The 21,848-nt window shown below is 60.5% G+C and carries 22 protein-coding genes, 3 tRNA genes and 1 pseudogene; 16 read left to right on the forward strand and 10 right to left on the reverse strand.

The genetic code is table 11. The features are described from left to right. Positions 1-221 precede the first annotated feature (221 nt). The 9 genes from KI609_RS17870 (at position 222) to KI609_RS17910 (ending at position 6,241) form a co-directional block, all read left to right on the forward strand. Entirely contained in the window at positions 222-524 is a 303-nt protein-coding gene (locus tag KI609_RS17870) for an urease subunit gamma (RefSeq protein ID WP_055399013.1), read from the forward strand. A gap of 43 nt (positions 525-567) precedes the next feature. Beyond that, entirely contained in the window at positions 568-1,176 is a 609-nt protein-coding gene (locus KI609_RS17875; RefSeq protein WP_226444900.1) for a HupE/UreJ family protein, read from the forward strand. Between the two features lie 89 nt (positions 1,177-1,265). Beyond that, the gene (locus KI609_RS17880) at positions 1,266-1,571 is read left to right on the forward strand and encodes an urease subunit beta (RefSeq protein WP_226444901.1); all 306 of its coding nucleotides are present in this window, start codon (positions 1,266-1,268) and stop codon (positions 1,569-1,571) included. 113 nt (positions 1,572-1,684) lie between these two features. Next, on the forward strand, positions 1,685-3,430 hold the full coding sequence (gene ureC / locus KI609_RS17885) for an urease subunit alpha (RefSeq protein WP_226444902.1): 1,746 nt from the start codon (positions 1,685-1,687) through the stop codon (positions 3,428-3,430). Between the two features lie 11 nt (positions 3,431-3,441). Continuing rightward, on the forward strand, positions 3,442-3,921 hold the full coding sequence (locus KI609_RS17890; RefSeq protein WP_226444903.1) for a GNAT family N-acetyltransferase: 480 nt from the start codon (positions 3,442-3,444) through the stop codon (positions 3,919-3,921). A gap of 82 nt (positions 3,922-4,003) precedes the next feature. Continuing rightward, the gene (gene ureE, locus KI609_RS17895; RefSeq protein ID WP_226444904.1) at positions 4,004-4,672 is read left to right on the forward strand and encodes an urease accessory protein UreE; all 669 of its coding nucleotides are present in this window, start codon (positions 4,004-4,006) and stop codon (positions 4,670-4,672) included. Between the two features lie 23 nt (positions 4,673-4,695). Next, positions 4,696-5,406 (forward strand): urease accessory protein UreF, encoded by a 711-nt coding sequence (locus tag KI609_RS17900; protein WP_226444905.1) that lies wholly within the window; start codon positions 4,696-4,698, stop codon positions 5,404-5,406. 50 nt (positions 5,407-5,456) lie between these two features. Beyond that, a complete protein-coding gene (gene ureG, locus KI609_RS17905; protein ID WP_226444906.1) occupies positions 5,457-6,134 on the forward strand; it encodes an urease accessory protein UreG in 678 nt (225 codons plus the stop codon). A 19-nt stretch (positions 6,135-6,153) separates the two neighbouring features. Continuing rightward, positions 6,154-6,241, forward strand: a tRNA-Ser gene (locus KI609_RS17910). Here the strand turns inward: KI609_RS17910 and KI609_RS17915 are convergent. After that, positions 6,227-6,490 carry a hypothetical protein gene (locus KI609_RS17915; RefSeq protein WP_226444907.1) on the reverse strand — a complete coding sequence of 88 codons (264 nt, stop codon included), beginning with the start codon at positions 6,488-6,490 and terminating at the stop codon, positions 6,227-6,229. The two genes, KI609_RS17910 and KI609_RS17915, sit on opposite strands and share 15 nt — an antisense overlap. A gap of 734 nt (positions 6,491-7,224) precedes the next feature. Here KI609_RS17915 and KI609_RS17920 point away from each other — a divergent pair. After that, positions 7,225-8,448, forward strand: a complete 1,224-nt coding sequence (locus KI609_RS17920; protein ID WP_226444908.1) for a replication initiation factor domain-containing protein — start codon at positions 7,225-7,227, stop codon at positions 8,446-8,448. A 162-nt stretch (positions 8,449-8,610) separates the two neighbouring features. Here KI609_RS17920 and KI609_RS17925 read toward each other — a convergent pair. Beyond that, positions 8,611-8,799, reverse strand: a pseudogene (locus KI609_RS17925) (IS3 family transposase); the annotation flags it as partial. Positions 8,800-9,006: 207 nt separating this feature from the next. Between KI609_RS17925 and KI609_RS17930 the strand changes: the two are divergent. Beyond that, positions 9,007-10,227 (forward strand): hypothetical protein, encoded by a 1,221-nt coding sequence (locus KI609_RS17930; RefSeq protein WP_226444909.1) that lies wholly within the window; start codon positions 9,007-9,009, stop codon positions 10,225-10,227. Between the two features lie 950 nt (positions 10,228-11,177). Next, on the forward strand, positions 11,178-11,513 hold the full coding sequence (locus tag KI609_RS17935) for an I78 family peptidase inhibitor (RefSeq protein ID WP_226444910.1): 336 nt from the start codon (positions 11,178-11,180) through the stop codon (positions 11,511-11,513). A gap of 114 nt (positions 11,514-11,627) precedes the next feature. Here KI609_RS17935 and hemW read toward each other — a convergent pair whose 3' ends face one another. The 5 genes from hemW to KI609_RS17960 all read right to left on the reverse strand — a co-directional run bounded on the left by hemW (position 11,628) and on the right by KI609_RS17960 (position 16,477). After that, the gene (hemW, locus tag KI609_RS17940) at positions 11,628-12,908 is read right to left on the reverse strand and encodes a radical SAM family heme chaperone HemW (RefSeq protein ID WP_226444911.1); all 1,281 of its coding nucleotides are present in this window, start codon (positions 12,906-12,908) and stop codon (positions 11,628-11,630) included. Next, positions 12,905-13,525: an RdgB/HAM1 family non-canonical purine NTP pyrophosphatase gene (gene rdgB, locus KI609_RS17945; RefSeq protein WP_226444912.1), complete on the reverse strand. Its 621-nt coding sequence runs from the start codon at positions 13,523-13,525 to the stop codon at positions 12,905-12,907. Before rdgB ends, hemW begins: the two co-directional genes overlap by 4 nt. Positions 13,526-13,592: 67 nt before the next feature. Beyond that, complete coding sequence (gene rph, locus KI609_RS17950) at positions 13,593-14,327, reverse strand: ribonuclease PH (protein WP_226444913.1); 735 nt, start codon at positions 14,325-14,327, stop codon at positions 13,593-13,595. 148 nt (positions 14,328-14,475) lie between these two features. Then, entirely contained in the window at positions 14,476-15,378 is a 903-nt protein-coding gene (locus KI609_RS17955; protein WP_226444914.1) for a PP2C family protein-serine/threonine phosphatase, read from the reverse strand. A gap of 82 nt (positions 15,379-15,460) precedes the next feature. Next, positions 15,461-16,477 (reverse strand): serine/threonine protein kinase, encoded by a 1,017-nt coding sequence (locus KI609_RS17960; RefSeq protein WP_226444915.1) that lies wholly within the window; start codon positions 16,475-16,477, stop codon positions 15,461-15,463. 75 nt (positions 16,478-16,552) lie between these two features. On the opposite strand from KI609_RS17960, the gene KI609_RS17965 reads away from it, so the two are divergent. From KI609_RS17965 to KI609_RS17980, 4 genes are all read left to right on the forward strand, one after another. Next, positions 16,553-17,470 (forward strand): YicC/YloC family endoribonuclease, encoded by a 918-nt coding sequence (locus KI609_RS17965; RefSeq protein ID WP_226444916.1) that lies wholly within the window; start codon positions 16,553-16,555, stop codon positions 17,468-17,470. A gap of 36 nt (positions 17,471-17,506) precedes the next feature. Then, positions 17,507-18,127: a guanylate kinase gene (gene gmk / locus KI609_RS17970; protein ID WP_226444917.1), complete on the forward strand. Its 621-nt coding sequence runs from the start codon at positions 17,507-17,509 to the stop codon at positions 18,125-18,127. A gap of 17 nt (positions 18,128-18,144) precedes the next feature. After that, positions 18,145-18,348 (forward strand): DNA-directed RNA polymerase subunit omega, encoded by a 204-nt coding sequence (gene rpoZ / locus KI609_RS17975; protein ID WP_005794722.1) that lies wholly within the window; start codon positions 18,145-18,147, stop codon positions 18,346-18,348. 100 nt (positions 18,349-18,448) lie between these two features. Next, on the forward strand, positions 18,449-20,728 hold the full coding sequence (locus KI609_RS17980) for a RelA/SpoT family protein (RefSeq protein ID WP_226444918.1): 2,280 nt from the start codon (positions 18,449-18,451) through the stop codon (positions 20,726-20,728). 82 nt (positions 20,729-20,810) lie between these two features. On the opposite strand, the gene greB is transcribed toward KI609_RS17980, so the two are convergent. The 3 genes from greB to KI609_RS17995 form a co-directional block, all read right to left on the reverse strand. After that, on the reverse strand, positions 20,811-21,386 hold the full coding sequence (greB, locus tag KI609_RS17985) for a transcription elongation factor GreB (protein WP_226444919.1): 576 nt from the start codon (positions 21,384-21,386) through the stop codon (positions 20,811-20,813). A gap of 79 nt (positions 21,387-21,465) precedes the next feature. After that, positions 21,466-21,542 (reverse strand) — tRNA-Arg (locus KI609_RS17990). 204 nt (positions 21,543-21,746) lie between these two features. Continuing rightward, positions 21,747-21,823: transfer RNA gene (locus KI609_RS17995), tRNA-Ile, on the reverse strand. Positions 21,824-21,848 lie beyond the last annotated feature (25 nt).

A 21,848-nucleotide genomic window follows, 5' to 3' on the forward strand; every position in this document is an offset into this window, starting at 1 on the left:
CAGGGGTTGCGACAAGCCCTGCAAGTGCAGTTTCCATGCCACGGCCGCCCCGGGTGGGCACCACCCCTGCGCCCTCTGGCGTATGGCGGGCACGGGGCTTGCTGCCTATGATGAATCCGCTGCCCTTCGGACCACACGGCCATCGATGACGATTGCCCCGTGTGTCCGGCCTGGACAACCCGCCACACGAGCCCACCCCTCCTTACATTGAGCAGAACGACATGGAACTGACCCCTCGTGAGAAAGACAAGCTGCTGATCTTCACCGCCGCCCTGCTGGCCGAGCGCCGCAAGGCCCGAGGCCTCAAGCTCAACTACCCCGAGGCCATGGCCCTGATCAGCGCGGCCGTGATGGAGGGCGCACGCGACGGCAAGACCGTGGCGCAGCTCATGAGCGAAGGCCGCACGGTGCTGACCCGTGCGGACGTGATGGACGGCATCGCCGAGATGATCCCGGACATCCAGGTGGAGGCCACCTTCCCCGACGGCACCAAGCTCGTCACCGTCCATCAGCCGATCGTCTGACGCGCTCCGCCGCCGTCGCCTGTCCCTTTTTGGAGATTCACCCATGCTTTCCACCCGCACCAAATCCGCTCTTTTTTTGATAGCTTCTAGCGCTTTATCCATGAGCGCTAGCGCCCATACAGGCGTAGAAACGCACAGCCACAGCGGTTTCACCAGCGGCTTTGTGCACCCGCTGTTTGGTCTGGACCACCTGGCCGCCATGGTGGCCGTGGGCCTGTGGAGCGCACTGGCTGCGCGCAAGGCCGGTAGCGAACTGCTATGGGGCCCCGTGGGCTTTGCAGCCATGCTGCTGGCGGGCGCAGTGCTGGGCTTGCAGGGCGTGGCCGTGCCTGCGGTGGAGCCGATGATTGCTGCGTCGCTGCTCGTCACCGGGCTGCTCGTGGTGTCGCGCCTGCGCGTGCCCGGCCTGGTGGCCGCGCTGGGCGTGGGCGTGTTTGCCGTGTTCCACGGCGTGGCCCACGGCTATGAGCTAGCAGGCAGCAACAGCGCCTGGCAAACCCTGGCGGGCATGCTGGCTGCCACCGTGCTGCTGCATGGTGCGGGTCTGGCAACGGGCTGGGCGCTGCGCAACCGCACGGTATGGGTAGCGCGCGCGGCAGGTGTTGGCGTGGCCGCGTTCGGAGGTGCATTGCTGTTGCAGCAGGTGGCGTGATGGCCTTGACCCTCACCACGCATGCCAGGCACACAAGCCCCTCTCCCACAAGGGGAGAGGGAGCAACCCCCAACCATGGATAACCCACCATGATCCCAGGCGAACTCATTACCGAACCCGGCGAGCACCCGCTCAACACCGGCCGCCGCACCGTCACGCTGGTGGTGCGCAACACCGCCGACCGGCCTATCCAGGTCGGCTCGCACTACCACTTTGCCGAAACCAACAACGCCCTGGGCTTTGACCGCGCGGCTGCGCGCGGCATGCGGCTGAACATTGCGTCGGGCACCGCCGTGCGCTTTGAGCCCGGCCAGGAGCGCACCGTGGAGCTGGTGGACTACGCGGGCGAGCGCAAGGTGTACGGCTTTCAGGGCCTGACGCAGGGTGCGCTGTAGCACTGAACCACCAAAATTTAAGCCAAATTGGCCTCTAGCGCTTGATGGATAAGCGCTAGCAGCTATTAAAACAATAGTATTTATCGCCCACCGGAAAAGCGGAGCACCCCACCATGGCAACCATTGGACGACGCGCCTACGCCGAAATGTTCGGCCCCACCGTGGGCGACCGCGTGCGCCTGGCCGACACCGAACTCCTCCTCGAAGTCGAGGCCGACTACACACTGCGCGCGGGCAGCTACGGCGAAGAGGTGAAGTTTGGCGGTGGCAAGACCATCCGCGACGGCATGGCGCAAAGCCAGCGCACCAACGCACAGGGCGCGGTGGACACGGTGCTGACCAATGCCCTGGTGATTGACCACACCGGCATCTTCAAGGCCGACATCGGCCTGCGCGCTGGCCGCATCGCCTCCATCGGCAAGGCAGGCACCCCCGACACGCAGCCCGGCGTGGACATCATCATCGGCCCCGGCACCGAGGTCATCAGCTGCGAGGGCAACATCGTCACCGCAGGCGGCATCGACAGCCACATCCACTTCATCTGCCCGCAGCAGATCGAAGAGGCACTGGCCAGCGGCGTGACCACCATGCTGGGCGGCGGCACCGGCCCCGCCACGGGCACACTGGCCACCACCTGCACGCCAGGCCCGTTCAACATGGAGCGCATGCTGCAAGCGGCCGACGCCTTCCCGATGAACCTGGGCTTTCTCGGCAAAGGCAACGCCAGCCTGCCCGATGCGCTGCACGAGCAGATCAACGCAGGCGCCATTGGCCTCAAGCTGCACGAAGACTGGGGCACCACGCCCTCGGCCATCAGCAACTGCCTGGATGTGGCGGACGAGACCGACACGCAAGTCGCCATCCACAGCGACACGCTCAACGAATCGGGCTTTGTGGAGAACACCATTGCCGCGGTGGGCGGGCGCGGCATCTGCGCCTTCCACACCGAAGGCGCGGGCGGTGGGCACGCGCCCGACATCCTGCGCGTGGTGGGCGAAGACAACTTTTTGCCATCGTCCACCAACCCCACCATGCCCTACACGCACAACACGCTGGACGAGCATGTGGACATGCTCATGGTGTGCCACCACCTCGACGCCAGCATCGCCGAAGACCTGGCCTTTGCCGAAAGCCGCATACGCAAAGAGACCATTGCCGCCGAAGACATCCTGCACGACCTGGGCGCCATCAGCATGATGAGCAGCGACAGCCAGGCCATGGGCCGCGTGGGCGAAGTCATCCTGCGCACCTGGCAGACAGCGCACAAGATGAAGGTGCAGCGCGGCTGGCTGGCCCCCACCGCCGGGCGCGATGAGCTGGCCGAAATCCTGCAGCGCAACGACAACTTCCGCATCAAGCGCTACGTGGCCAAGTACACCATCAACCCCGCCATTGCGCACGGCATTGCCCACGAGGTGGGCTCGCTGGAGGTGGGCAAGTGGGCCGACATCGTGATCTGGAAACCCGCGTTCTTTGGCGTGAAGCCCGCGCTCATCCTCAAGGGCGGCCTTATCGCCATGGCCGCGATGGGCGACCCGAATGCCTCCATCCCCACGCCCCAGCCCGTGCACTACCGGCCCATGTTTGGCGCATTTGGCGGTGCCATCGCCAAAACGTCGCTCACCTTTGTCTCGCAAGCGGGCCTGAACGCTGGCATTGGCGAGCGCTTTGGCCTGCGCAAAACCTTGAGCGCGGTGCGCAACATCCGTGGCGTGCGCAAGCAGCACATGGTGCACAACAGCTACACGCCCAAGATGGAGATCGACGCGCAGACCTACACCGTGCGCGCCGACGGCCAGCTGCTCACCTGCGAGCCCGCCACGGTGCTGCCCATGGCGCAGCGCTACTTTTTGTTCTGAGGTCGCGGCCCATGAACACCTTGCGGCACGACCTGCGGATCCGCCTGGACGACCTGAGCGATCCGCGCATCGAAGCCTTCATGCAGGAGCATTTGAAGGACATGCGTGCCACCTCGCCGCCGGAGAGCGTGCACGCGCTCGACATGGCGCAGTTGCGCCAGCCTGATATCCGCTTCTGGACAGCCTGGCGGGGCGACGGCGAGCTGGTGGGCACCGGCGCGCTCAAGCACCTGGATGCAGACCATGCCGAACTCAAATCCATGCGCACAGCAGCCAGCGTGCGCGGCCAGGGCGTAGGCCGCGCCGTGCTGGAACACATCCTGGGCCAGGCGGTGGACCTGGGCTACCAGCGCATCAGCCTGGAGACGGGCACCCAGCCCTTCTTTGAACCCGCGCACCAGCTGTACCTGCGCTATGGCTTTGCCGACTGCGCCCCGTTCGGCAGCTACCGGCTCGACCCCCACAGCCGCTACATGAGCCGCGCGCTGTAGAGCATCCGCCCATCGCCCATCACCTTCCGGCCAAGGCCACAATGTTGTCCTCGCCCTTCCGGCACCGTCATCCCCTTCAGCCATGATCCAGGTCTCCAAACTTCTCCCCCAAGGCCAAGGCCTCGCCCCCGTGCTGCTCAAACGCGCCACCACCATCGAACTGGACTGGGACGTGCGCCAAAAAAGCCGCTTTGCGGCCACCGACTCCGCCGGGCGCGAACTGGGCATCTTCTTGCCGCGTGGCACGCTGGTGCGTGGCGGCGACGTGCTGGTGGCCGAAGACGGCTCCATGGTCCGCGTGATCGCTGCCCCGCAGCCGGTGCTGGTCATCACCCACTGCGCCAACCACGGCACCCCGTTCGACCTGACCCGCGCTGCCTACCACCTGGGCAACCGCCATGTGCCGATTGAGCTGCAGCCCGACCACCTCAAGATCGAGCCCGATCACGTGCTGGCCGACATGCTGCGCGCCATGCACCTCATCGTCAAAGCGCAAGACCTGCCGTTTGAGCCCGAAGGCGGCGCCTATGCAGCAGGACACAGCGGCGGCCATGACCACGGGCACAGCCATGACCACGGGCATGCGCACGGTGCCGGTCACGACCATGCGCACGAGCACCCCCATGACGCCGCCCCGGCCCGCGCCCGCACTGTGTCCATCCCGGTCGTGGCCCAGGGCCATGTGCACGGGCCCCACTGCAACCACGGGCACGACCATGACCACGGAGAACACGGGCACAACAGCCACTGATGGGCTGAGAGCCCTTCGCCGCCATGCGTCTCGACCGCGCCACGCCCCTGCCCGCCGCCAGCCTGCTGCAACTCATCTGGCTTGCCTCACCCGCACTGCCGGTGGGCGGCTTCTCGTATTCCGAAGGCCTGGAAAGCGCCATTGAAAACGCAGGCGTCGCCAGCGAGGCCGCCGTGGGCGACTGGCTGCTGGACCAGCTTCACATCACCCAGGCCCGTGGCGACATGGCCCTCATCGCCAAGGCTGTAGGCGCCTGGCGCCGCGCCGACTGGGCGCACGTGCGCGAGCTCAACGACTGGGTGCAACACACCCGCGAGACCAGCGAACTGCGCTTGCAAACCGAGCAGATGGGCCGGTCGATGGCCGACTGGCTGCGCAACCAGTACCAGGGCGACGAGGCCCTGATGCCTGCCGTGCGCAACTTGGCGGCTTTGCCACCCACCTACCCCGTGGCATTTGCGCTGGCCGCCTCCACCACCCAGGCGCCCGTGCGCGATGTGCTGCTGGCCTATGCCTTTGGCTGGGCGGAGAACATGGTGCAGGCCGCCCTCAAATCCATGCAGTTGGGCCAAAGCGCGGGCCAGCGCATCCTGGCGCGGCTGGCCGACGCTATTCCCCCTGCCGCAGACCACGCCATCGGCCTGATGGACAGCGAGCGCCAGGCTTTTTCTCCCATGCTCGCCATCCTGAGCGCCCAGCACGAAGTGCAATATTCAAGACTTTTCCGCTCCTAGCGCATGCAACGCCTGCGCCAGCAGCTATTGATTTGATAGTAAACAACGCCATGACCAACACACTGCACCACATCCCGAACCGCACCAAAAACCTGCCCCCCCTGCGCGTCGGCATCGGCGGCCCCGTGGGCTCCGGCAAGACCACGCTGCTGGAAATGCTGTGCAAGACCATGCGCGATGACTACGACCTCATCGCCATCACCAACGACATCTACACCAAGGAAGACCAGCGCCTGCTCACCGTGAGCGGCGCCCTACCCGCAGAGCGCATCCTGGGCGTGGAAACCGGCGGCTGCCCCCACACCGCCATCCGCGAAGACTGCTCCATCAACCTCGAAGCCATCGACCGCATGCTGGGCGAGTTCCCCAACGCCGACATCGTGTTTGTGGAAAGCGGCGGCGACAACCTGGCCGCCACCTTCAGCCCCGAGCTGAGCGACCTGACCATCTACGTCATCGACGTGGCCGCCGGCGAAAAAATCCCCCGCAAGGGCGGCCCTGGCATCACCAAGAGCGACCTGTTCATCATCAACAAAACCGACCTGGCCCCCCACGTGGGCGCCAACCTGGAGGTAATGCACGCCGACACCACCCGCATGCGCACCAACGCCCAGGGCCTCAAGCCCTTCGTGATGACCAACCTGAAGACCCTGGCCGGCGTGGCTGATGTGGTCAAGTTCATCGAGACCCGAGGCATGCTGCAAAAATCAGCCCCCGCAGTCAGCTAGAATTCGCGCCTTCCCTCCCGGAGACTTGGGTGAGTGGTTTAAACCAGCAGTCTTGAAAACTGCCGACGGGCAACCGTCCGTGAGTTCGAATCTCACAGTCTCCGCCAGCTATTGACACGGTTTTTCAACCGTGCGAGCAGTTCGCTGTCCTTCTCCGCCTCAAGCGCGGCCACAGCTACCCAGTGTTCTGGGTTCTCTCCTAATTCCATAGCAACATTTCCAGCCATGACAGGGCTTAGGCGTCCTTTGCTCTTGGCTACGTAGAACGCTTCCGGCGTTACGTTGAACTCCCGCGCCCATTGCGCTGGATGCTGTTTTTCTAGGGCTTTTGCCCAAAGTTCCATCGTCGTGTTCATGCTAATTACCTGTTTGGAATAACGGGGTTTTAGCATTTTTTGCTGCTCCTGTTGCTAACACATCGTTAGCCTAACGAACTGTTAGCACACAGGAGCCGCCATGACCCCATCAAATCCCGTTCGCACCCCCCCAGCACCCCAAGGCGCTGCCCGCGCTGTGGCGGCTCCTGCATCGCCTTTGCTGGGGGTGTGCAACCTCAAAGGCCCAAACCTTGACCTGAACGACAAGCTCGTAAAACGCGGCTTGCTCGTGTCTTGGTACGGTCGCCGTGGGACTGTCCAGCGTGTTCGTACTGGTCGCTGCCTCATTTCTTTTGTCGTATTTGATCGGCGTTTTGACGTCACGCGTTACGTCGAAAAAATGTGGCTCTCCTGCCGCTCCGTTCAGGTGGTCGAGGCATGAAGTTCATGTTGGGTTGCGCCTACTGCTTCTGCTTCTCTTGCTTGCTGTGCTATGTGCTGGGGCTTTTTCCCCAATGACCGCCGCCAACCGATCCGCATGGCTCCAGATCGCTGCAGCCCTCGACAAACACCCAGATCGCAACCTTTTCGATCACGCTCGTTCTGTAGGTGCAATGCAAGCTGCGCGCCCGGCAGAAGGGGCCCCGCAACGCGGGGAAGTGGCCGGAAGCGCATCGCTCCCCCTTGCTATCATTTTTGGGGGGGTGCGTAGCGCCAAACACAGCTTGTTGCCCCGATGGTAATCACGGGGACAACTTTTCAGGGCGTGGCGTATGACCAATCCCACCCCCCTTGTTCTCGACGGCAACGAAGTGAAGCTCCGCCTCCAGGCTGAGCGCAGTCACACCCGTTCGTCGGTGCATATCGATTGGCTCCGTTTCACCGTCAATCTGCGGTTTGCACCAGTGTCCACCGTTGAGCACCTTTTCCCGCCTGCACAGCGCGATGAATTCGACCTGCAATCAGAGCACCAGCGAAGCGAAGACGACCGCCGTCGAGACAAGCTTTGCCACCTCCTGCGCGACATTCCAGACCCTGATTTTGCCGCCAGCACGCAAGCCCTAGAACTCGCTAACAACGTCTGCGAAATCCTCGGCCAAGGCTTCACTGTTGACCCTGAAATGAAGAAGGGCCACGACTTCTATCGTCATCGCTGGTCCATCGTGCGTGCCGGCGTCGAATGCGGCTGGGTAGGCTTCCTCGCCTCTGGTGAAAGTCCTCGCCAGCGTGCCCAGTCCAAGACCATCCACTGCAACCTGTACGGCGTCGCCTGCACCTTTGCTGCCCCCGGCTGGTCCGTGCCCATGGCTGACTACGTGGACGAACACCGCGGACTGATAACCCGTTGCGACCTCGCCCTCGATTTCTTCGAAGGCATCAGCGGCGGAATGGACCGCATCGCCACCGACTACGACAACGGCTGCATGGACCACCTCGGCCACCGACCCGAACATAACATGGTCGGCGCATGGCGTGCTGGTGGTGTGGGCCGCTCTTTCTACTTCGGCAGCAAAGCCGCAGGTAAACAGACAAACGTCTATGACAAGGGCGTTCAGCTCTACGGTAAACAAGACGCCACCGGCTGGCAACGCATCGAGCTGCGCTATGGCAACCAAAAGCGCCTGTTGGTTACAGAAATGCTCCGCCGCCCCGCTGATTTCTTCGCAGGCGCCAGCCTCTGGCACGCGCAAATGATCGAAGAGCACGGCTCTATCGCAATCCCCGAACCCGTCAAAACAGAGCCACGTCTGCCCCTCGAAACCCTGCTTGCAGAGTGCACACGAAACGCCCGCTGGCTCTTTTCAACGGCTGGCAAGTCCGTTGCTCTCGCGCTCCGTTACATGGACCTGGAAACCCTCAGTTCCTTCGTTGAACACGAAGCAGAGCTGCCCGGTCGCCTGTCGAAATTCAAGCGCTCCGAAGTCGAAAGCGTCTACCAAAAAGTGTTCAAAAAAATCTCGGGCTCCGGTGCTGGCCACACTGCGCTTGCCTACTAAACCCGGCCACGAAAGCTCAACAAAATGAAGATGCAAAGCAAAGCCGTGCTGCACGGTATCAAGTCCAGCAAAGGTGATTACGAAGGCCGCGCCTTTGACTCCACCCAGTTCCATTTGTCGGTGGATATGGGGCAAAGCTCCAGCGGTGAAAGCATGGGCGTCGTCACGCACGCCGGAATCGACCTCGGCACGCTTGACCCACTCGTGCAAGGTCTGCGGCACGCAGCCAATCTTGGGGGCGATGGATTCAATGGCAGCCCACAGCGAGGGGTACTCGCCTCGGTGCTCACGCACCATGCGAACAGCGCGCTCGCGGACCTCAGGTGAAAACTGGTTCGACTTCTTGCTCATGGCTCAATCCTCTCAGAGAAAAGAGCCTCCTCAAAACGCGGGGCGGTTCATTTTTGCGCTGGTGCAAATGCTGGGTACGCTCAGCTTAATCCGCCCCCCGGTTGGTCTCCCGGTGCTTACGCGCCATCTGCCAACGATGCTAGTTATGGCCGAGTTATTCACACTCCAAATGGCCCGACGGCTACTGTCGGTGGTCAGGCTGTAAAAATGCCCGCCGCTTACCGGCTTGCAGCAAATGCCCCTCGTATTGCCGCCGCTGCAATCTTTGCAAACCCTTATGTTCGCGGTGGTGTGGCAATAGCAAGCTGGCTTGGCTTGGCTGGGCTTGTTTGGGATGCTGCCAATCGAGTCTGGACGAAACCTAATTCAGATCAAGCCGGAAATTATGAGTCTGATGGCTTCTTATATCGCTCAAATGCTCCAGGAATTGATTCCAGTAGGTCGTATTCTTCCCCACAAGAGATTTGTGCCATTTCTTTAGCTAACCGCCAAAAAGGCGAGTTGCCAACTAAGACGTATTCAATCGCTCGATGTGATGCGGGCGGTTTCACTATGCGTCTTACTGTTGGTCCATCGGTAAGTGAATACAACTATTCAATGGTGAAGGCTGGCCCGTCTTCGTGTCCCGCTGGCTGGTTTGTAACCCCTGCTGGGTGTGTTCAGACACCACCACCTAAGACCTTGACTCAACAAGAATTTGAGGACGCACTCGCCCCAAAACCAATGCCTGAGCGTGTTCCACAAGAGCTTCCGCAGCCAACGCCTTTACCAATCGAGCAGCCATCACCTTGGATCAACCCAGACCCCGGTCCAAACCCGCAGCATAAGCCGCGATTTGTCCCCACTGGCGACCCCGCGCCTAACCCTAGCTACGACCCGAACTCACCCTCTAGTCCAGAAAATCAGCCTTGGTATCAGCCTGGAGTGCGCATTGTTCCAAGTCCAACCGTAAGTGAACCATGGCGCGTGGACTATCAGCCAGTAGCTCGGCCACAGCCTACAAAAGATCCAGTAACTCAGCCAGAAAACTCTCCAGGTACAAAGCCAGGAGACAAGGCAGAACAGCCGGACCTCTGCGAGAAAAACCCCGGAATCGCTGCCTGTGAAAACGGCGATATCAATGATGTCGCGCTGCCCTCCATTCCTACCCTCTACGAACGTAAATATCCTGATGGGTTGATAGGCATTTGGAACCAAAAAAGCGATCAGATAAAGCAAGCATCAGCCTTCACCCTTGCATCGCAATTGATGCCTACTGGCCTCACTTCCGGCACCTGCCCAACATGGCCAATTACCCTTGAGTTCGCTTGGTGGGCCAGCTACGGTGAACGCGACGTTGCGCCACCTTGCTGGATCTGGGATGTCGCCAAAACGATTGTCATTATTTCGGCCTTGATGCTCGCTCGCTCTTTGATCTTCGGCGGGTGACATGCTCGCTAAATTCTTCAATCTGATCATTGGCAAGATCGCCGCCGTACTCACATGGATCAGGTCTATAGGTGCGGCAACACCTATACCGACGACCCGTGTAAGGGTGGCAAGGAGATTGATGCGTCGCCCGCAGTTTCTGACCTTCAAGGCCCAAAAACAAAACTCATTTACTTCTGCTCAAGCAAGCAGGGAAAGCAGTTTTGGACCGTTGAGCCATGCCATACGCGTGGGTGGACTTTGGACCGTACAGAACGCGTTCCCATAAACATGGATTGGGATGATCAGGTTAGCTTGGCGGATCGACAAAGGCGCCAGGCAGAGCACGCGGCGTTGCCTCCGGTAGCACCTGTGCAATATCCCCGGCAAGAACAGCAACAGCCAAGCCGAAAGGCTGAGTGCGCAGCACTTGATGATCGTGTTAGGCAGTTGGACAGCATGGGGCGTGCGGGGAGTCTGCACTATGACCTGGATTGGATTAGGCGCGAGCGGAAGTCTGCACGCGATATTCAATTCAGATTGCGTTGCTGATTTTGACTGTCTGCGGCTGCGCCTGCGTATCCACCACAGAGCAAAACACAGCTGCCTTATGCGCTTCTGCGGGACCAAATAACACGAAAAAAAACCCGCTCGAAGCGGGTTTAACACTTGCATATCGCAAGCGGGAGGGATGTCGAAGGGGTATCGACAACGCCATGGTAAAGATGGGAACGGGGCAAAGATGTAGGACGTCGCCGATTTTTATCGATGGACCCCTTTCACCTTGGCGCTCAGCGGCCGGCACGTCGCGACTGCTGATGAAAAACGGATGACAACCGATGTTTTGCAGTGCGCGGGGCGCCGAAAACCGGCATGAGCACCATCCCATTTTTTGCGGCCTGTTACGCGCAGTCACCCCGGCGGCATGGGCTTCCGGTATGGTGGCGGTTTTGCCTTCACGACCTCATACCATGACCAAACTCCCAATGAGAACCTTAGGCGCCGTGACCCTCGTGGCGATGACCGGCTGCTCGGGCTATGGGCAGCCTGCAGGCGGCGCCCCTGCACCCAATGCCCAAGGCAATGCGGCAGCAGCACCTGTCGTTGTTTGCAACGCACAACCCGCGCAATCGATGGTGGGGCAAAACAGCACGGCGACGGTGGTGGAGTCTGCCCGGGTGCGCTCTGGCGCGCAGTTGGCCCGCATCCTGCGTCCGGGTCAGATCATTACCAAGGAGTTTGATCCACAGCGCCTCAACCTTGACGTGGATGCCAATGGCCGCATTCTGGCGGTGCGCTGCGGCTGACGGCAGTCCATGTACCACAGGCCTTGATCAACACCACCTCAATCAACACCATTGACGCAGCGCCTGGCCCGACCGGACGGGACTGAAACGCTGCGCGCGCACCGCGGGCGGCCGTCAATCTGCCAGGAATAGTTCTTGCAGATCGCTCAGAAAATCAAACCCACGCTCAGTCGGCCGCACCCGGGCCATGTCGCGCTCTATCAGGCCCTTGCGTTCTGCGGCCTCCAGGCCTTTGGCGATGGCCGTGACGGGTAGCCCCGTGCGGGCCATGAAGTCCTGCAGCGCAAACCCTTCGCGCAGGCGCAGGGCGTTGAGCATGTACTCAAAGGGTAGATCGGCACGGCGAACGTCGTCGTCTTGCGCCACGGCACGCCCTGCCAGCGCGTGGTCCATATACAAACGTGGATCACGGAACCGCACCTGCCGCACCACGCGGTGCGCAAAGCTGAGCTTGCTGTGTGCACCGGCACCAATACCCAGATAGTCGCCAAACTGCCAATAGTTGGTGTTGTGAAAACAGGTGTGGCCGGGCCGGGCGTAGGCCGATATTTCATACCGCGCCAGGCCCCCCGCTGCCGTCATCTCGGTGATGCGATCGAGCATGGCGTAGGCTTGGTCGTCTTCGGGAATGACCGGGGGATACTTGGCGAAATAGGTGTTGGGCTCGATGGTGAGGTGGTAGATGGAGATATGCGGTGGCTTGTGGGCCAGCGCCGTCCCCATGTCCTGCTCCAGCTCCTGCAGGGTCTGGCCTGGCAACCCATACATGATGTCGAGGTTGAAGGTGTCAAAGGTCTCGGCGGCCTCCTGCACGGCTGCCAGAGCCTGGTCGCGGTCATGCACGCGGCCCAGCGCCTGCAGATGCCGGTCGTTGAAACTCTGTACCCCCACCGACAGCCGCGTGACACCTGCGGCCCGGTAGGCGCGGAAACGGTCTTTCTCAAAAGTGCCCGGATTGGCCTCCAGGGTGATTTCGCAATCGGGCTCCAGGCGCAAGCGCGCGCGAATGTCGCCGATCAACTGGTCAATGGCTGCGGGCGCAAACAGGCTGGGTGTGCCACCACCAATGAAGATACTGTGCACGGTGCGGCCCCAGATCAATGGCAGGGCGGCCTCCAGGTCAGCCATCAACGCGTCGATATACCGCTGCTCTGGCACATGGGCTGTTCTCCCCGCGCCCGCGCCCTGAACGCCAGCAGCATCGTCGCGGTATTCATGCGAATTGAAATCGCAGTAAGGGCATTTTTTGAGGCACCAGGGCAGATGCACGTACAGCGACAGGGGCGGCAGGCTGGACAACTGCAGCGTGCCCGAACGCATGTAGTGCTGGATGTCACGCACCGCCGCAGGCGCGTCCCCTGCGGGCGGGACGGGGGTGATGGGGATGGTGGTCATGGCCGCGTTGGAGGCGTCTGCAGCCAACGGTCACGCAACAGCGTCAGCATCTGCTGCGCGGCGCGGCCCCGGTGGCTGTGGGCATTCTTGATTTCCACCGGCAACTCGGCAAAGGTTTTGCCAAATTCCGGGATGAACATCACAGGATCAAAGCCGAAGCCATTGGTGCCGCGGGGCTCCGCAGTGATCTCGCCCACCACGCGACCGACGGCAATCAGGGGCTCCGGGTCTTCCGGGCTGCGCACTGCGACCAAGGTGCTGACCATGGCAGCACGCCGGTTGGTCACGCCCTGCAATTGCTCCAGCAGCGCGCGCACGTTGTTGTCGTCGCTTTTTTCGTAGCCAAACCGGGTGCAGTAATACGCCGTATCGACACCGGGCAGGCCGCCAAAGGCGTCCACACACATGCCTGCGTCATCGGCCAGCGCGGGCAAGCCGGTGTGCGCCGAGGCAAATCGGGCTTTGGCCAGGGCGTTCTCGACAAAGGTGCGAAAAGGCTCTGGCGCCTCGCCCACGCCCAGGTCGGACTGGCGCACCAGTTCCACGCCCAGCGGTGCAAACATGGCCTGCAGCTCGGCCAGTTTGCCGCGGTTGTTGGATGCAAGAACAATTTTCATGATCAAAACAGCCTGTAGCGCTTATGCAGAAAGCGCTACCAGCTATCAATAAATGAGTAAATACCCGTCATTGGGGTGCGAGAAGCGCTCGCTGTTGCAAGTGCACCAGCTCTGCAATGCCTTTTTCGGCCAGCGCCAGCAGTTGGTCCATCTCGGCCCGGGTAAAAGCCGCGCCCTCTGCCGTGCCTTGCACTTCCACAAAGTGGCCTGCGGCGGTCATCACCACGTTCATGTCGGTGTCGCAGCCCACGTCTTCGACGTATTCCAGATCGAGCACCGGCGTGCCCTGCACGATGCCCACAGAAATCGCCGCCACCGGTTGCAGCAACGGCGTCTGCGTGATCTTGCCGCTGGCCAGCAACTGGTTGACCGCATCCTGCGCGGCGACCCAGGCGCCGGTGATGGCGGCGGTGCGCGTGCCCCCGTCGGCCTGGATCACATCGCAATCGAGCTGAATGGTGCGCTCGCCCAACAGCTTGAGGTCAAACACTGCGCGCAGCGAGCGGCCGATAAGCCGCTGGATCTCTTGTGTGCGCCCGGTTTGTTTGCCCCGGGCGGCCTCGCGGTCGCTGCGTGTGTGTGTGGCGCGCGGCAGCATGCCGTATTCGGCCGTCACCCAGCCTTCACCGCTGCCACGTTTGTGGGGCGGCACGCGTTCTTCAACCGACGCGGTACAGAGCACTTTGGTGTTGCCGAACTCGATGAGTACCGAGCCTTCGGCGTGCATGGTGTAGTGGCGGGTAATGCGCACGGCGCGCAACGCGTCGGTTGCCCGCCCTCCGGTACGAACGAAATCGGTCATGGTCGAATGGCTCACAAAATTCACACAGAGGGAGAAACAGGGACAGTGAAGAAACGGCTGAACGACTCGACTCGGCCTGTACGCAGAATCACCTTTGCAAACACAACCCTGCCACCCGCCAAGCGGTCTGGCGGGCAATGCTGGCTCATCACGCCTTGCGCGCCGCAGAGCGGCGAATGGCTTCGTTGATCTCGGCAATGGAGCGTTCGATGGCGGCATCGTCCAGGTCATCGACCAACCCGTCGAGCGGACCTGCCTGGATGGTGGAGGCAAAAACACCGTCGCTGATGCTGTCGGTCGAAACGCCCTGGGTGGATTCAAAGGCGTCGGGGGTTTCCCATTCCAGCGCGATCACGGTGACGTTATCGCTGCTTTCACCCGCCTTGCGCAAAGCGTCTTCCACGAGATCGGGTACCGCGGTCGAGACCGTGTGGTGCCCCAACTGCTTGGCGATTTCTTCATCACTCAAGGTGCCCCACAGGCCGTCGGAACACAACAGGATGCGGTCGCCCTGCTCCAGGTATACGGGGCCGGTGATGTCGTAGATGGGCTTGGTCGGCGAACCCAGGCAGGTGAACAACACGTTGCGATTGATGCGCTCCAGGCCGGGTGGTGGCGTGTTGCGCAACTCCATATAGGAATGGTCCCGCGTGCGGGTGAGCAGATCGCCATCGCGAACCATGTAAAGGCGCGAATCGCCACAGTGAATCCAGGTAGCGGTGCCCCCTTGCAGCACAGCCGCGACGAGCGTGGTGCGAGGGGTGTCGAGCATGCCCTTATCGGTGGCATAGCGCAATATCTGGTGGTGTGCCGCCAAAAGAGCTCCCGAAAGAAACTCTTGGACATCCTTGAGCTGGGGTTTGGCCTGGCGTTGAAACAGCGCAGAGATGGTCTGCAGCGCAATCTGCGCCGCCACCTCGCCTTCGGGGTGACCACCCATACCATCGGCGAGCACAAAAAGACCTGACTCGCGCGTGTAGCAATAGCCCATGCGGTCTTCGTTCTTCTCGCGGCCACCTCGGCGGCTGATCTGGAATACGGAGAATTTCATAGGCACTCACGCAAACAGGGATGCACGAATGCACCACCAATGAAGAGGCACCTTGCCAGAACCCGCGTGGGGTGAGTCGTGTTCATTTAGGCTTGGCTCCGATACCAGTGGCTTCACCGACCTTTTGTACATTTTTCTTGGTGTCGGACACCAGCGTGTCCAGTTGCAGCCGCATCTTCTCGGCCACGGTGAGCTTGGTGTAGCGGCGCTCGCCCTCACGCGACAGTTCTTTTTGAAGGGCAAACACCGACTGGGGACGTGACAGCGGGTCGAGCGCCATGCACCATTCCACGACCTCAATGAGGTTGTCAGAGTACACACCGCGCAGCTTGGTCAGCGCCAGCGATAGACGGTCTTTGTCGATGCGCTGAGGCGCCTCGTTGGGCGGGAAACCCTGCATGCAGGCGTAGATGCAGGCACCAATGGCGTAGATGTCGGTCCACGGCCCCATTTGCGAATCGCGCCGGTACATCTCGGGGGCGGCAAAGCCGGGCGTATACATCGGGCGGATGAAATTCCCTTCTTTGGACAGCACTTCTCGTGCGGCGCCAAAGTCGATCATCACGGCCTTGTTGTCATCGGTGACGAAGATGTTGGCAGGCTTGATATCCAGGTGCAGCATCTTGTGCTGGTGCACGATGCGCAGGCCGCGCAACACCTCGTCGAACAACGAGCGAATGGTGGACTCGCGAAAAACCTTCTGCGTCTTGAGGTCGCGCGCCGTGATGATGAAGTCCTGCAGGGTCGCGCCCTCCAGGTAGTTCATCACCATGTAAACCGTTTCATTCTCGCGAAAGAAATTGAGCACGCTCACCACAGAGGCGTGCGAAATTTGCGCCAGCGAGCGCCCCTCTTCAAAGAAACTCTTGAGCCCCAGGCGGTAGAGCGAAAGCTTTTCGGAGGGCACTTTGGGCAGCAACTCGCCAGGGACGCGCGTGGCCAGCGATGAAGGAAGGTATTCCTTGATGGCGACCTGCTGGCCCTCGGCGTCGAGGGCGAGATAGACCACACCAAACCCGCCGGAGGACAACCGGCGTACCACGCGGTAGCCGCCAATTGCGGTATCGGGCGGCAACGGGGCCGGTTTGATTTTTGACATATTTTGCGAAGATGACTCGGGGGTAGAGCGGAACCCGGATAATCGCCGGATCGCAAGCAACCATCAAAAAGTCCAATGCCAGTTTACAGCATGACCGGATACGCCAGCGCACAGCATGGCGCACCCGCCACTGGCGCTGATACCGACGCCCGCGCACCCCAATCGCGCCGACTGGGGCTGGAAATCCGCTCGGTCAACAGCCGCTTCCTGGATCTTTCATTTCGCCTTCCCGACGAATTGCGCGCCATGGAGCCCGTTCTGCGCAGCTTGCTCACCGCCCGCCTCAAGCGCGGCAAGGTCGAGGTGAGGGCCGCACTCGAAAATGACGACAGCAACACGCTGCAAGACCCGCCCGCGCGGTTGCTGCAGCGTCTGAACTCGTTGCAAGACTCCATCAAGGCTTGGCTGCCAAGTGCTGCGCCCCTTACGGTGGCCGATGCAATGCGCCTGTGCGCCAACGCCCACTCGGGCACCGAAGACTGGAGCGCGGCCGTTCCAGCGCTGGCCGAAGAGGCCCTGACCGCGCTCATGACCGCACGGGAGCGTGAGGGTAAGCGCTTGGCGGCAATGCTCATGGATCGGCTCAAGCAACTTCGCTCACAGGCACAACAAGCCGTGCCGATGGTGCCCCTGCTGGTGGAGCAGCAGCGTCTGCGATTCATGGAGCGCTGGAAGGAAGCCATGGCGCTGACCGATGGAGCCGTATTGCCCGAGGCGGCCCGTGACCGAGCCCTGACCGAAGCCACGGCCTTTGCCATTCGCATTGATGTGGCCGAAGAGGTCACCCGACTGGAATCCCACCTCGACGAAATCGAACGCCTGCTTAAAAAGGGCGGGGAAGTGGGCAAACGTCTGGATTTTCTTATCCAGGAATTGCACCGCGAAGCCAATACCCTGGGCTCCAAATCTGCGGCCTTGGACCTCACCCGCATCAGCGTGGACATGAAGGTACTGATCGAGCAGATGCGAGAGCAAGTGCAAAATATCGAATAAAACTCATTTTTTGATAGCGCAAGGCGCACATCAACTATGGACTATCCAGGAAATCTCATCGTAGTGGCAGCCCCCAGCGGCGCCGGCAAGTCCAGTTTGGTCAAGGCTCTGCTGGAGCTGGACTCCCACGTTCACCCCTCCATATCGCACACCACCCGGCCTCCCCGCGGCCAGGAGAAACACGGCCGCGAGTATTTCTTTGCGTCGGAGTCCGAATTCGACGCGATGATCCAGGGCAATGCCTTCGTAGAGTGGGCCCATGTGCATGGCAACCGCTACGGCACCTCCAAGAAGGCAATTGAAGAACGCATAGCCCAAGGCACCGATGTGATTCTGGAAATTGACTTCCAGGGGGCCCTGCAGATCAAGCAGGCCTTTGCCAATGCTGTGCTGGTCTTCATCCTGCCGCCCAGCTGGGAAGAACTGCGCTCGCGCTTGGAGCGCCGGGGCGAAGACTCCTCGGATGTCATCGAAGTCCGCCTCAAGAACGCGGCCATAGAGATGGCGCAGGTGAGCAAATTCGACTTCGTTATAATCAATGAGTTGTTTGAGCGCGCGCTTTTCGACCTGAAAGCCGTAGTTCACGCCCAGCGACTCAAGTACGTCGCCCAGCGCCGCGCACGTGCTGACACCTTCCAGTCGCTCAATATCACCTGAATCCCCGGAGTAAAACGATGGCACGCATCACTGTAGAAGACTGTCTGGAAAAAATCCCCAACCGGTTCCAGCTCGTTTTGGCCGCCACGTACCGCGCTCGCATGCTGAGCCAGGGACACGCACCGCGCATCGAAAGCCGCAACAAACCAGCCGTGACCGCCCTGCGCGAAATCGCTGAAGGCAAAGTGGGCCTGGAAATGCTGAAAAAGGTTCCGGGTTGAATTGCTTCCCCCGGGAAACACGCCCTCGAAAGGCACCGCTAGCGCGGTGCTTTTTTTTGCTCTGATGTTTACCGATGCGCGCCCGCGCTACATTTAAGGCATGAACGCGGTGCTCAACACCTCTAGCGCGACACCACCCAGGCCCGGCAACTCCTCGACGTCCGGTAGACCGGCTGTTGCCGCTGCGGCCGCCAATGCCGCAGCAGCCAGCTTTGCCGCGCTGACAGACAATCTCGACTATCTGGATGCGACAAGCATCGAGCAGGTGCGCCAGGCCTATCGCTTTGCCGACGAGGCTCATCTGGGCCAGCTGCGCAACAGCGGAGAGCCCTACATCACGCACCCCATTGCGGTCGCAGCACAATGCGCCACATGGAAACTTGATGCGCAGGCATTGATGGCAGCCCTGCTCCATGACGCCATGGAAGACTGTGGCGTGACCAAGGCGGATCTGATTGATCGCTTTGGCGCCCCTGTCGCAGAGCTTGTGGATGGGCTGACAAAACTCGACAAGCTCCAGTTCAACACCCGCGAAGAGAATCAGGCAGAGTCTTTCCGCAAAATGCTGCTGGCCATGGCGCGTGATGTGCGCGTTATCCTGATCAAGTTGGCAGACCGCACGCACAACATGCGGACGCTGTCAGACATGCCACGCAGCAAATGGGGCCGCATTTCCTCGGAGACGCTGGAGATTTATGCGCCAATTGCCCACCGCCTTGGGTTGAACCAGACTTATCGCGAGCTGCAGGACCTTTCCTTTCGATACCTGCACCCGTGGCGATACGCCACGCTGTCCAAGGCGGTAAACAAGTCGCGCAACCGCCGACGCGACCTGGTTCAAAAAGTGCAAGTCGAAGTAGATGCTGCATTCTCGAAAATCGGCATGAAAGTGCGCCTCGCGGGTCGCGAGAAAACGCTGTACGCCATTTATCAAAAGATGGAGCTGAAACATTTGAGTTTTGCTCAAGTCACCGATATTTATGGCTTCAGGGTGATCGTCCCCACAGTAACCGACTGCTATACCGCCCTGGGTGTGCTCCACCAAATGTACAAGCCGGTTCCTGGCAAGTTCAAGGACCACATTGCGATCGCCAAACTCAATGGTTACCAATCCCTGCACACCACGCTGGTAGGTCCCTCGGGCGTGAACATTGAGTTCCAGATGCGCACGGATGAGATGCATGTCATTGCCGAAGCTGGAGTGGCTGCACACTGGCTCTATAAGGCCCAGGACGGCGACGGTACGTCTGCTGAGCGCCTGGGGACCAAATGGCTGCAATCACTACTGGACATTCAGAACGAGACACGTGATGCCGCAGAGTTCTGGGACCATGTGAAAGTAGACCTGTTTCCGGACGCGGTCTACGTATTCACTCCCAAGAGCCAGATCCTGGCCCTGCCCAGGGGCGCTACGGTGGTGGACTTTGCTTATGCCATCCACAGCAATGTGGGAGATCGCACCACGTCGGCGAAGATCAACAACGAGCAGGTGCCATTGCGCACCGAGCTCAAGAACGGCGATGTGATCGAGGTCATCACTGCCCCAGTCTCTACGCCCAACCCTGCGTGGCTGGGTTTTGTGCGAACTGGCCGAGCCCGTTCCAAAATCCGCCACTACCTCAAGACCTTGGCCCAAGCTGAGTCCGAGGGACTTGGAGAAAAGCTGCTCACACAGGCCATTCGTGCAGAAGGACTAGAAAGACTGCCGCCCCTGGACGCGGCGACGCAACCGATGTGGGACAAGCTCCTTCGCTTCACCGGCAACCGCACACGTAGCGAATTGATGACGGACCTGGGCCTGGGCAAGCGCATCGCCAGCATCGTCGCAAAGCGGCTCATGGTGTTGATGTCAGAACACGGCCATCGCCCCGATGCCTTGCTCATGTCCCGTGAACGCTACACATCACATGAAACCTTGTCGCAAGGTGCCGTGACACTCGATGGCAGCGAAAATGCGTCGGTGCAATATGCGCACTGCTGTAGACCCATCCCCGGCGACAGCATCGTCGGTTATCTTGGTCGCGGCGAAGGGCTCGTAGTGCACAACGCACACTGCGGTGTGGCAAAGCGGCTTCAACACAAAGACAGCGAGCGATTCATTGCGGTAGATTGGTCCGATGAGCCTACTCGCATGTTCGAAACAGGCGTAGTCGTCACCGTTACCAATGGCAAGGGCGTACTGGCACGCGTAGCGGCAGAACTAGCCAATTCAGAAGCCGATATCACCCATGTCGACATGGATGACGAAGCAGCCCTCGACACCACCGATTTGCGTTTCATTGTTGCCGTGCGAGACCAAGCGCATCTTGAGTCTGCGCTGCGCAATCTTCGGCGGACCCACGCGGTCCTCCGGACTGGCAGGATCACACCACAGGGCTGAAGCGCTGGCCGCACGCGCTAACATGCGCAGGTATGGGTAGGGACCCTAATTGATCTGCCCATTAGCGTGACAGCGCCACGATTTACAGATCGCCCTGCATCTGCAATCGGGCTGGTGGATAAACCACATTCAAGATTTCCAGACTGCGAACACCACCCGGCGTAGGAAGTAACACGTCATCGCCGATGCGCCCCTTCAGCAAAGCGCGTGCTACAGGTGAAACCCAGCTGACCTGCGACTCGCTGCTGTCGGCCTCATCAATACCCATGATGGTGATCGTCCGCTCGCCCCCTTCGTCATCTACATAGGTCACCGTCGCACCAAAAAACACCTGATCACTTCCGGAATGTACGGAGGGGTCAACGACCTCGGCGATCTCCAGTCGCTTTGTCAGAAACCGGATGCGCCGGTCAATCTCCCGAAGGCGCTTCTTGCCATAGAGGTAGTCTCCGTTCTCCGATCGATCACCATTGCTAGCTGCCCAATGGACCACGTCCACTATCTTGGGACGTTCGTTGTCGATCAGGTCTAGCAACTCGTCTCGCAAGCGCTTATATCCTGCCGGAGTGATGTAATTTTTGCCATGCGCAGGCAACGCAGGCAACGACAACTCATCGTCGTCAGCACCATCGGTCTCTTTGGTAAAAGCCTTGCTCATCACCAGATCTCCCCCATAAGCGCAAAGCGCTTAGACAAATGAAAAAGCCTGCAATCTTTCGATTGCAGGCTTTAAACATTGGTGCGGCTGGCAGGAATCGAACCCACGACCCCTTGGTTCGTAGCCAAGTACTCTATCCAGCTGAGCTACAGCCGCTAAGCTTTGAATTATAGCATGTTTTTCAGATCTCTCTAAAAACCATCAATCTTTTTACCTACTACGCTCAAAAAAGCACGTGGACTCAAAGTAATTCAACGCAAGCCCGAATTGTAATGCAGGCCATAGACCGAAAAAAAACAAACCGATCAAATTGCCAAAAAAAAGGCTCCGGTCCTCATTGTCGTCCGCACAACAAGCGAGTGGTAGGGCGTGTTGGACTTGAACCAACGACCAAAGGATTATGAGTCCTCTGCTCTAACCAACTGAGCTAACGCCCCCATCCAAGCTCTGCCGCCAAGCAAC

This window comes from Acidovorax radicis (assembly GCF_020510705.1).
In the GTDB taxonomy this organism is placed as follows: Bacteria; Pseudomonadota; Gammaproteobacteria; order Burkholderiales; family Burkholderiaceae_C; genus Acidovorax; species Acidovorax radicis_A.

Bases quoted from the DNA above. Each gene is read 5' to 3' on its own strand.
- rdgB (WP_226444912.1), bottom strand. From the start codon at position 13,525: ATGAAAATTGTTCTTGCATCCAACAACCGCGGCAAACTGGCCGAGCTG.
- KI609_RS17920 (WP_226444908.1), top strand. From the start codon at position 7,225: ATGACCAATCCCACCCCCCTTGTTCTCGACGGCAACGAAGTGAAGCTC.
- KI609_RS17935 (WP_226444910.1), top strand. From the start codon at position 11,178: ATGACCAAACTCCCAATGAGAACCTTAGGCGCCGTGACCCTCGTGGCG.
- KI609_RS17900 (WP_226444905.1), top strand. From the start codon at position 4,696: ATGCGTCTCGACCGCGCCACGCCCCTGCCCGCCGCCAGCCTGCTGCAA.
- ureG (WP_226444906.1), top strand. From the start codon at position 5,457: ATGACCAACACACTGCACCACATCCCGAACCGCACCAAAAACCTGCCC.
- KI609_RS17930 (WP_226444909.1), top strand. From the start codon at position 9,007: ATGCCCGCCGCTTACCGGCTTGCAGCAAATGCCCCTCGTATTGCCGCC.
- KI609_RS17880 (WP_226444901.1), top strand. From the start codon at position 1,266: ATGATCCCAGGCGAACTCATTACCGAACCCGGCGAGCACCCGCTCAAC.
- KI609_RS17965 (WP_226444916.1), top strand. From the start codon at position 16,553: ATGCCAGTTTACAGCATGACCGGATACGCCAGCGCACAGCATGGCGCA.
- KI609_RS17960 (WP_226444915.1), bottom strand. From the start codon at position 16,477: ATGTCAAAAATCAAACCGGCCCCGTTGCCGCCCGATACCGCAATTGGC.
- ureC (WP_226444902.1), top strand. From the start codon at position 1,685: ATGGCAACCATTGGACGACGCGCCTACGCCGAAATGTTCGGCCCCACC.
- greB (WP_226444919.1), bottom strand. From the start codon at position 21,386: ATGAGCAAGGCTTTTACCAAAGAGACCGATGGTGCTGACGACGATGAG.
- gmk (WP_226444917.1), top strand. From the start codon at position 17,507: ATGGACTATCCAGGAAATCTCATCGTAGTGGCAGCCCCCAGCGGCGCC.
- KI609_RS17915 (WP_226444907.1), bottom strand. From the start codon at position 6,490: ATGAACACGACGATGGAACTTTGGGCAAAAGCCCTAGAAAAACAGCAT.
- ureE (WP_226444904.1), top strand. From the start codon at position 4,004: ATGATCCAGGTCTCCAAACTTCTCCCCCAAGGCCAAGGCCTCGCCCCC.
- rph (WP_226444913.1), bottom strand. From the start codon at position 14,327: ATGACCGATTTCGTTCGTACCGGAGGGCGGGCAACCGACGCGTTGCGC.
- hemW (WP_226444911.1), bottom strand. From the start codon at position 12,908: ATGACCACCATCCCCATCACCCCCGTCCCGCCCGCAGGGGACGCGCCT.
- KI609_RS17890 (WP_226444903.1), top strand. From the start codon at position 3,442: ATGAACACCTTGCGGCACGACCTGCGGATCCGCCTGGACGACCTGAGC.
- rpoZ (WP_005794722.1), top strand. From the start codon at position 18,145: ATGGCACGCATCACTGTAGAAGACTGTCTGGAAAAAATCCCCAACCGG.
- KI609_RS17955 (WP_226444914.1), bottom strand. From the start codon at position 15,378: ATGAAATTCTCCGTATTCCAGATCAGCCGCCGAGGTGGCCGCGAGAAG.
- KI609_RS17870 (WP_055399013.1), top strand. From the start codon at position 222: ATGGAACTGACCCCTCGTGAGAAAGACAAGCTGCTGATCTTCACCGCC.
- KI609_RS17875 (WP_226444900.1), top strand. From the start codon at position 568: ATGCTTTCCACCCGCACCAAATCCGCTCTTTTTTTGATAGCTTCTAGC.
- KI609_RS17980 (WP_226444918.1), top strand. From the start codon at position 18,449: ATGAACGCGGTGCTCAACACCTCTAGCGCGACACCACCCAGGCCCGGC.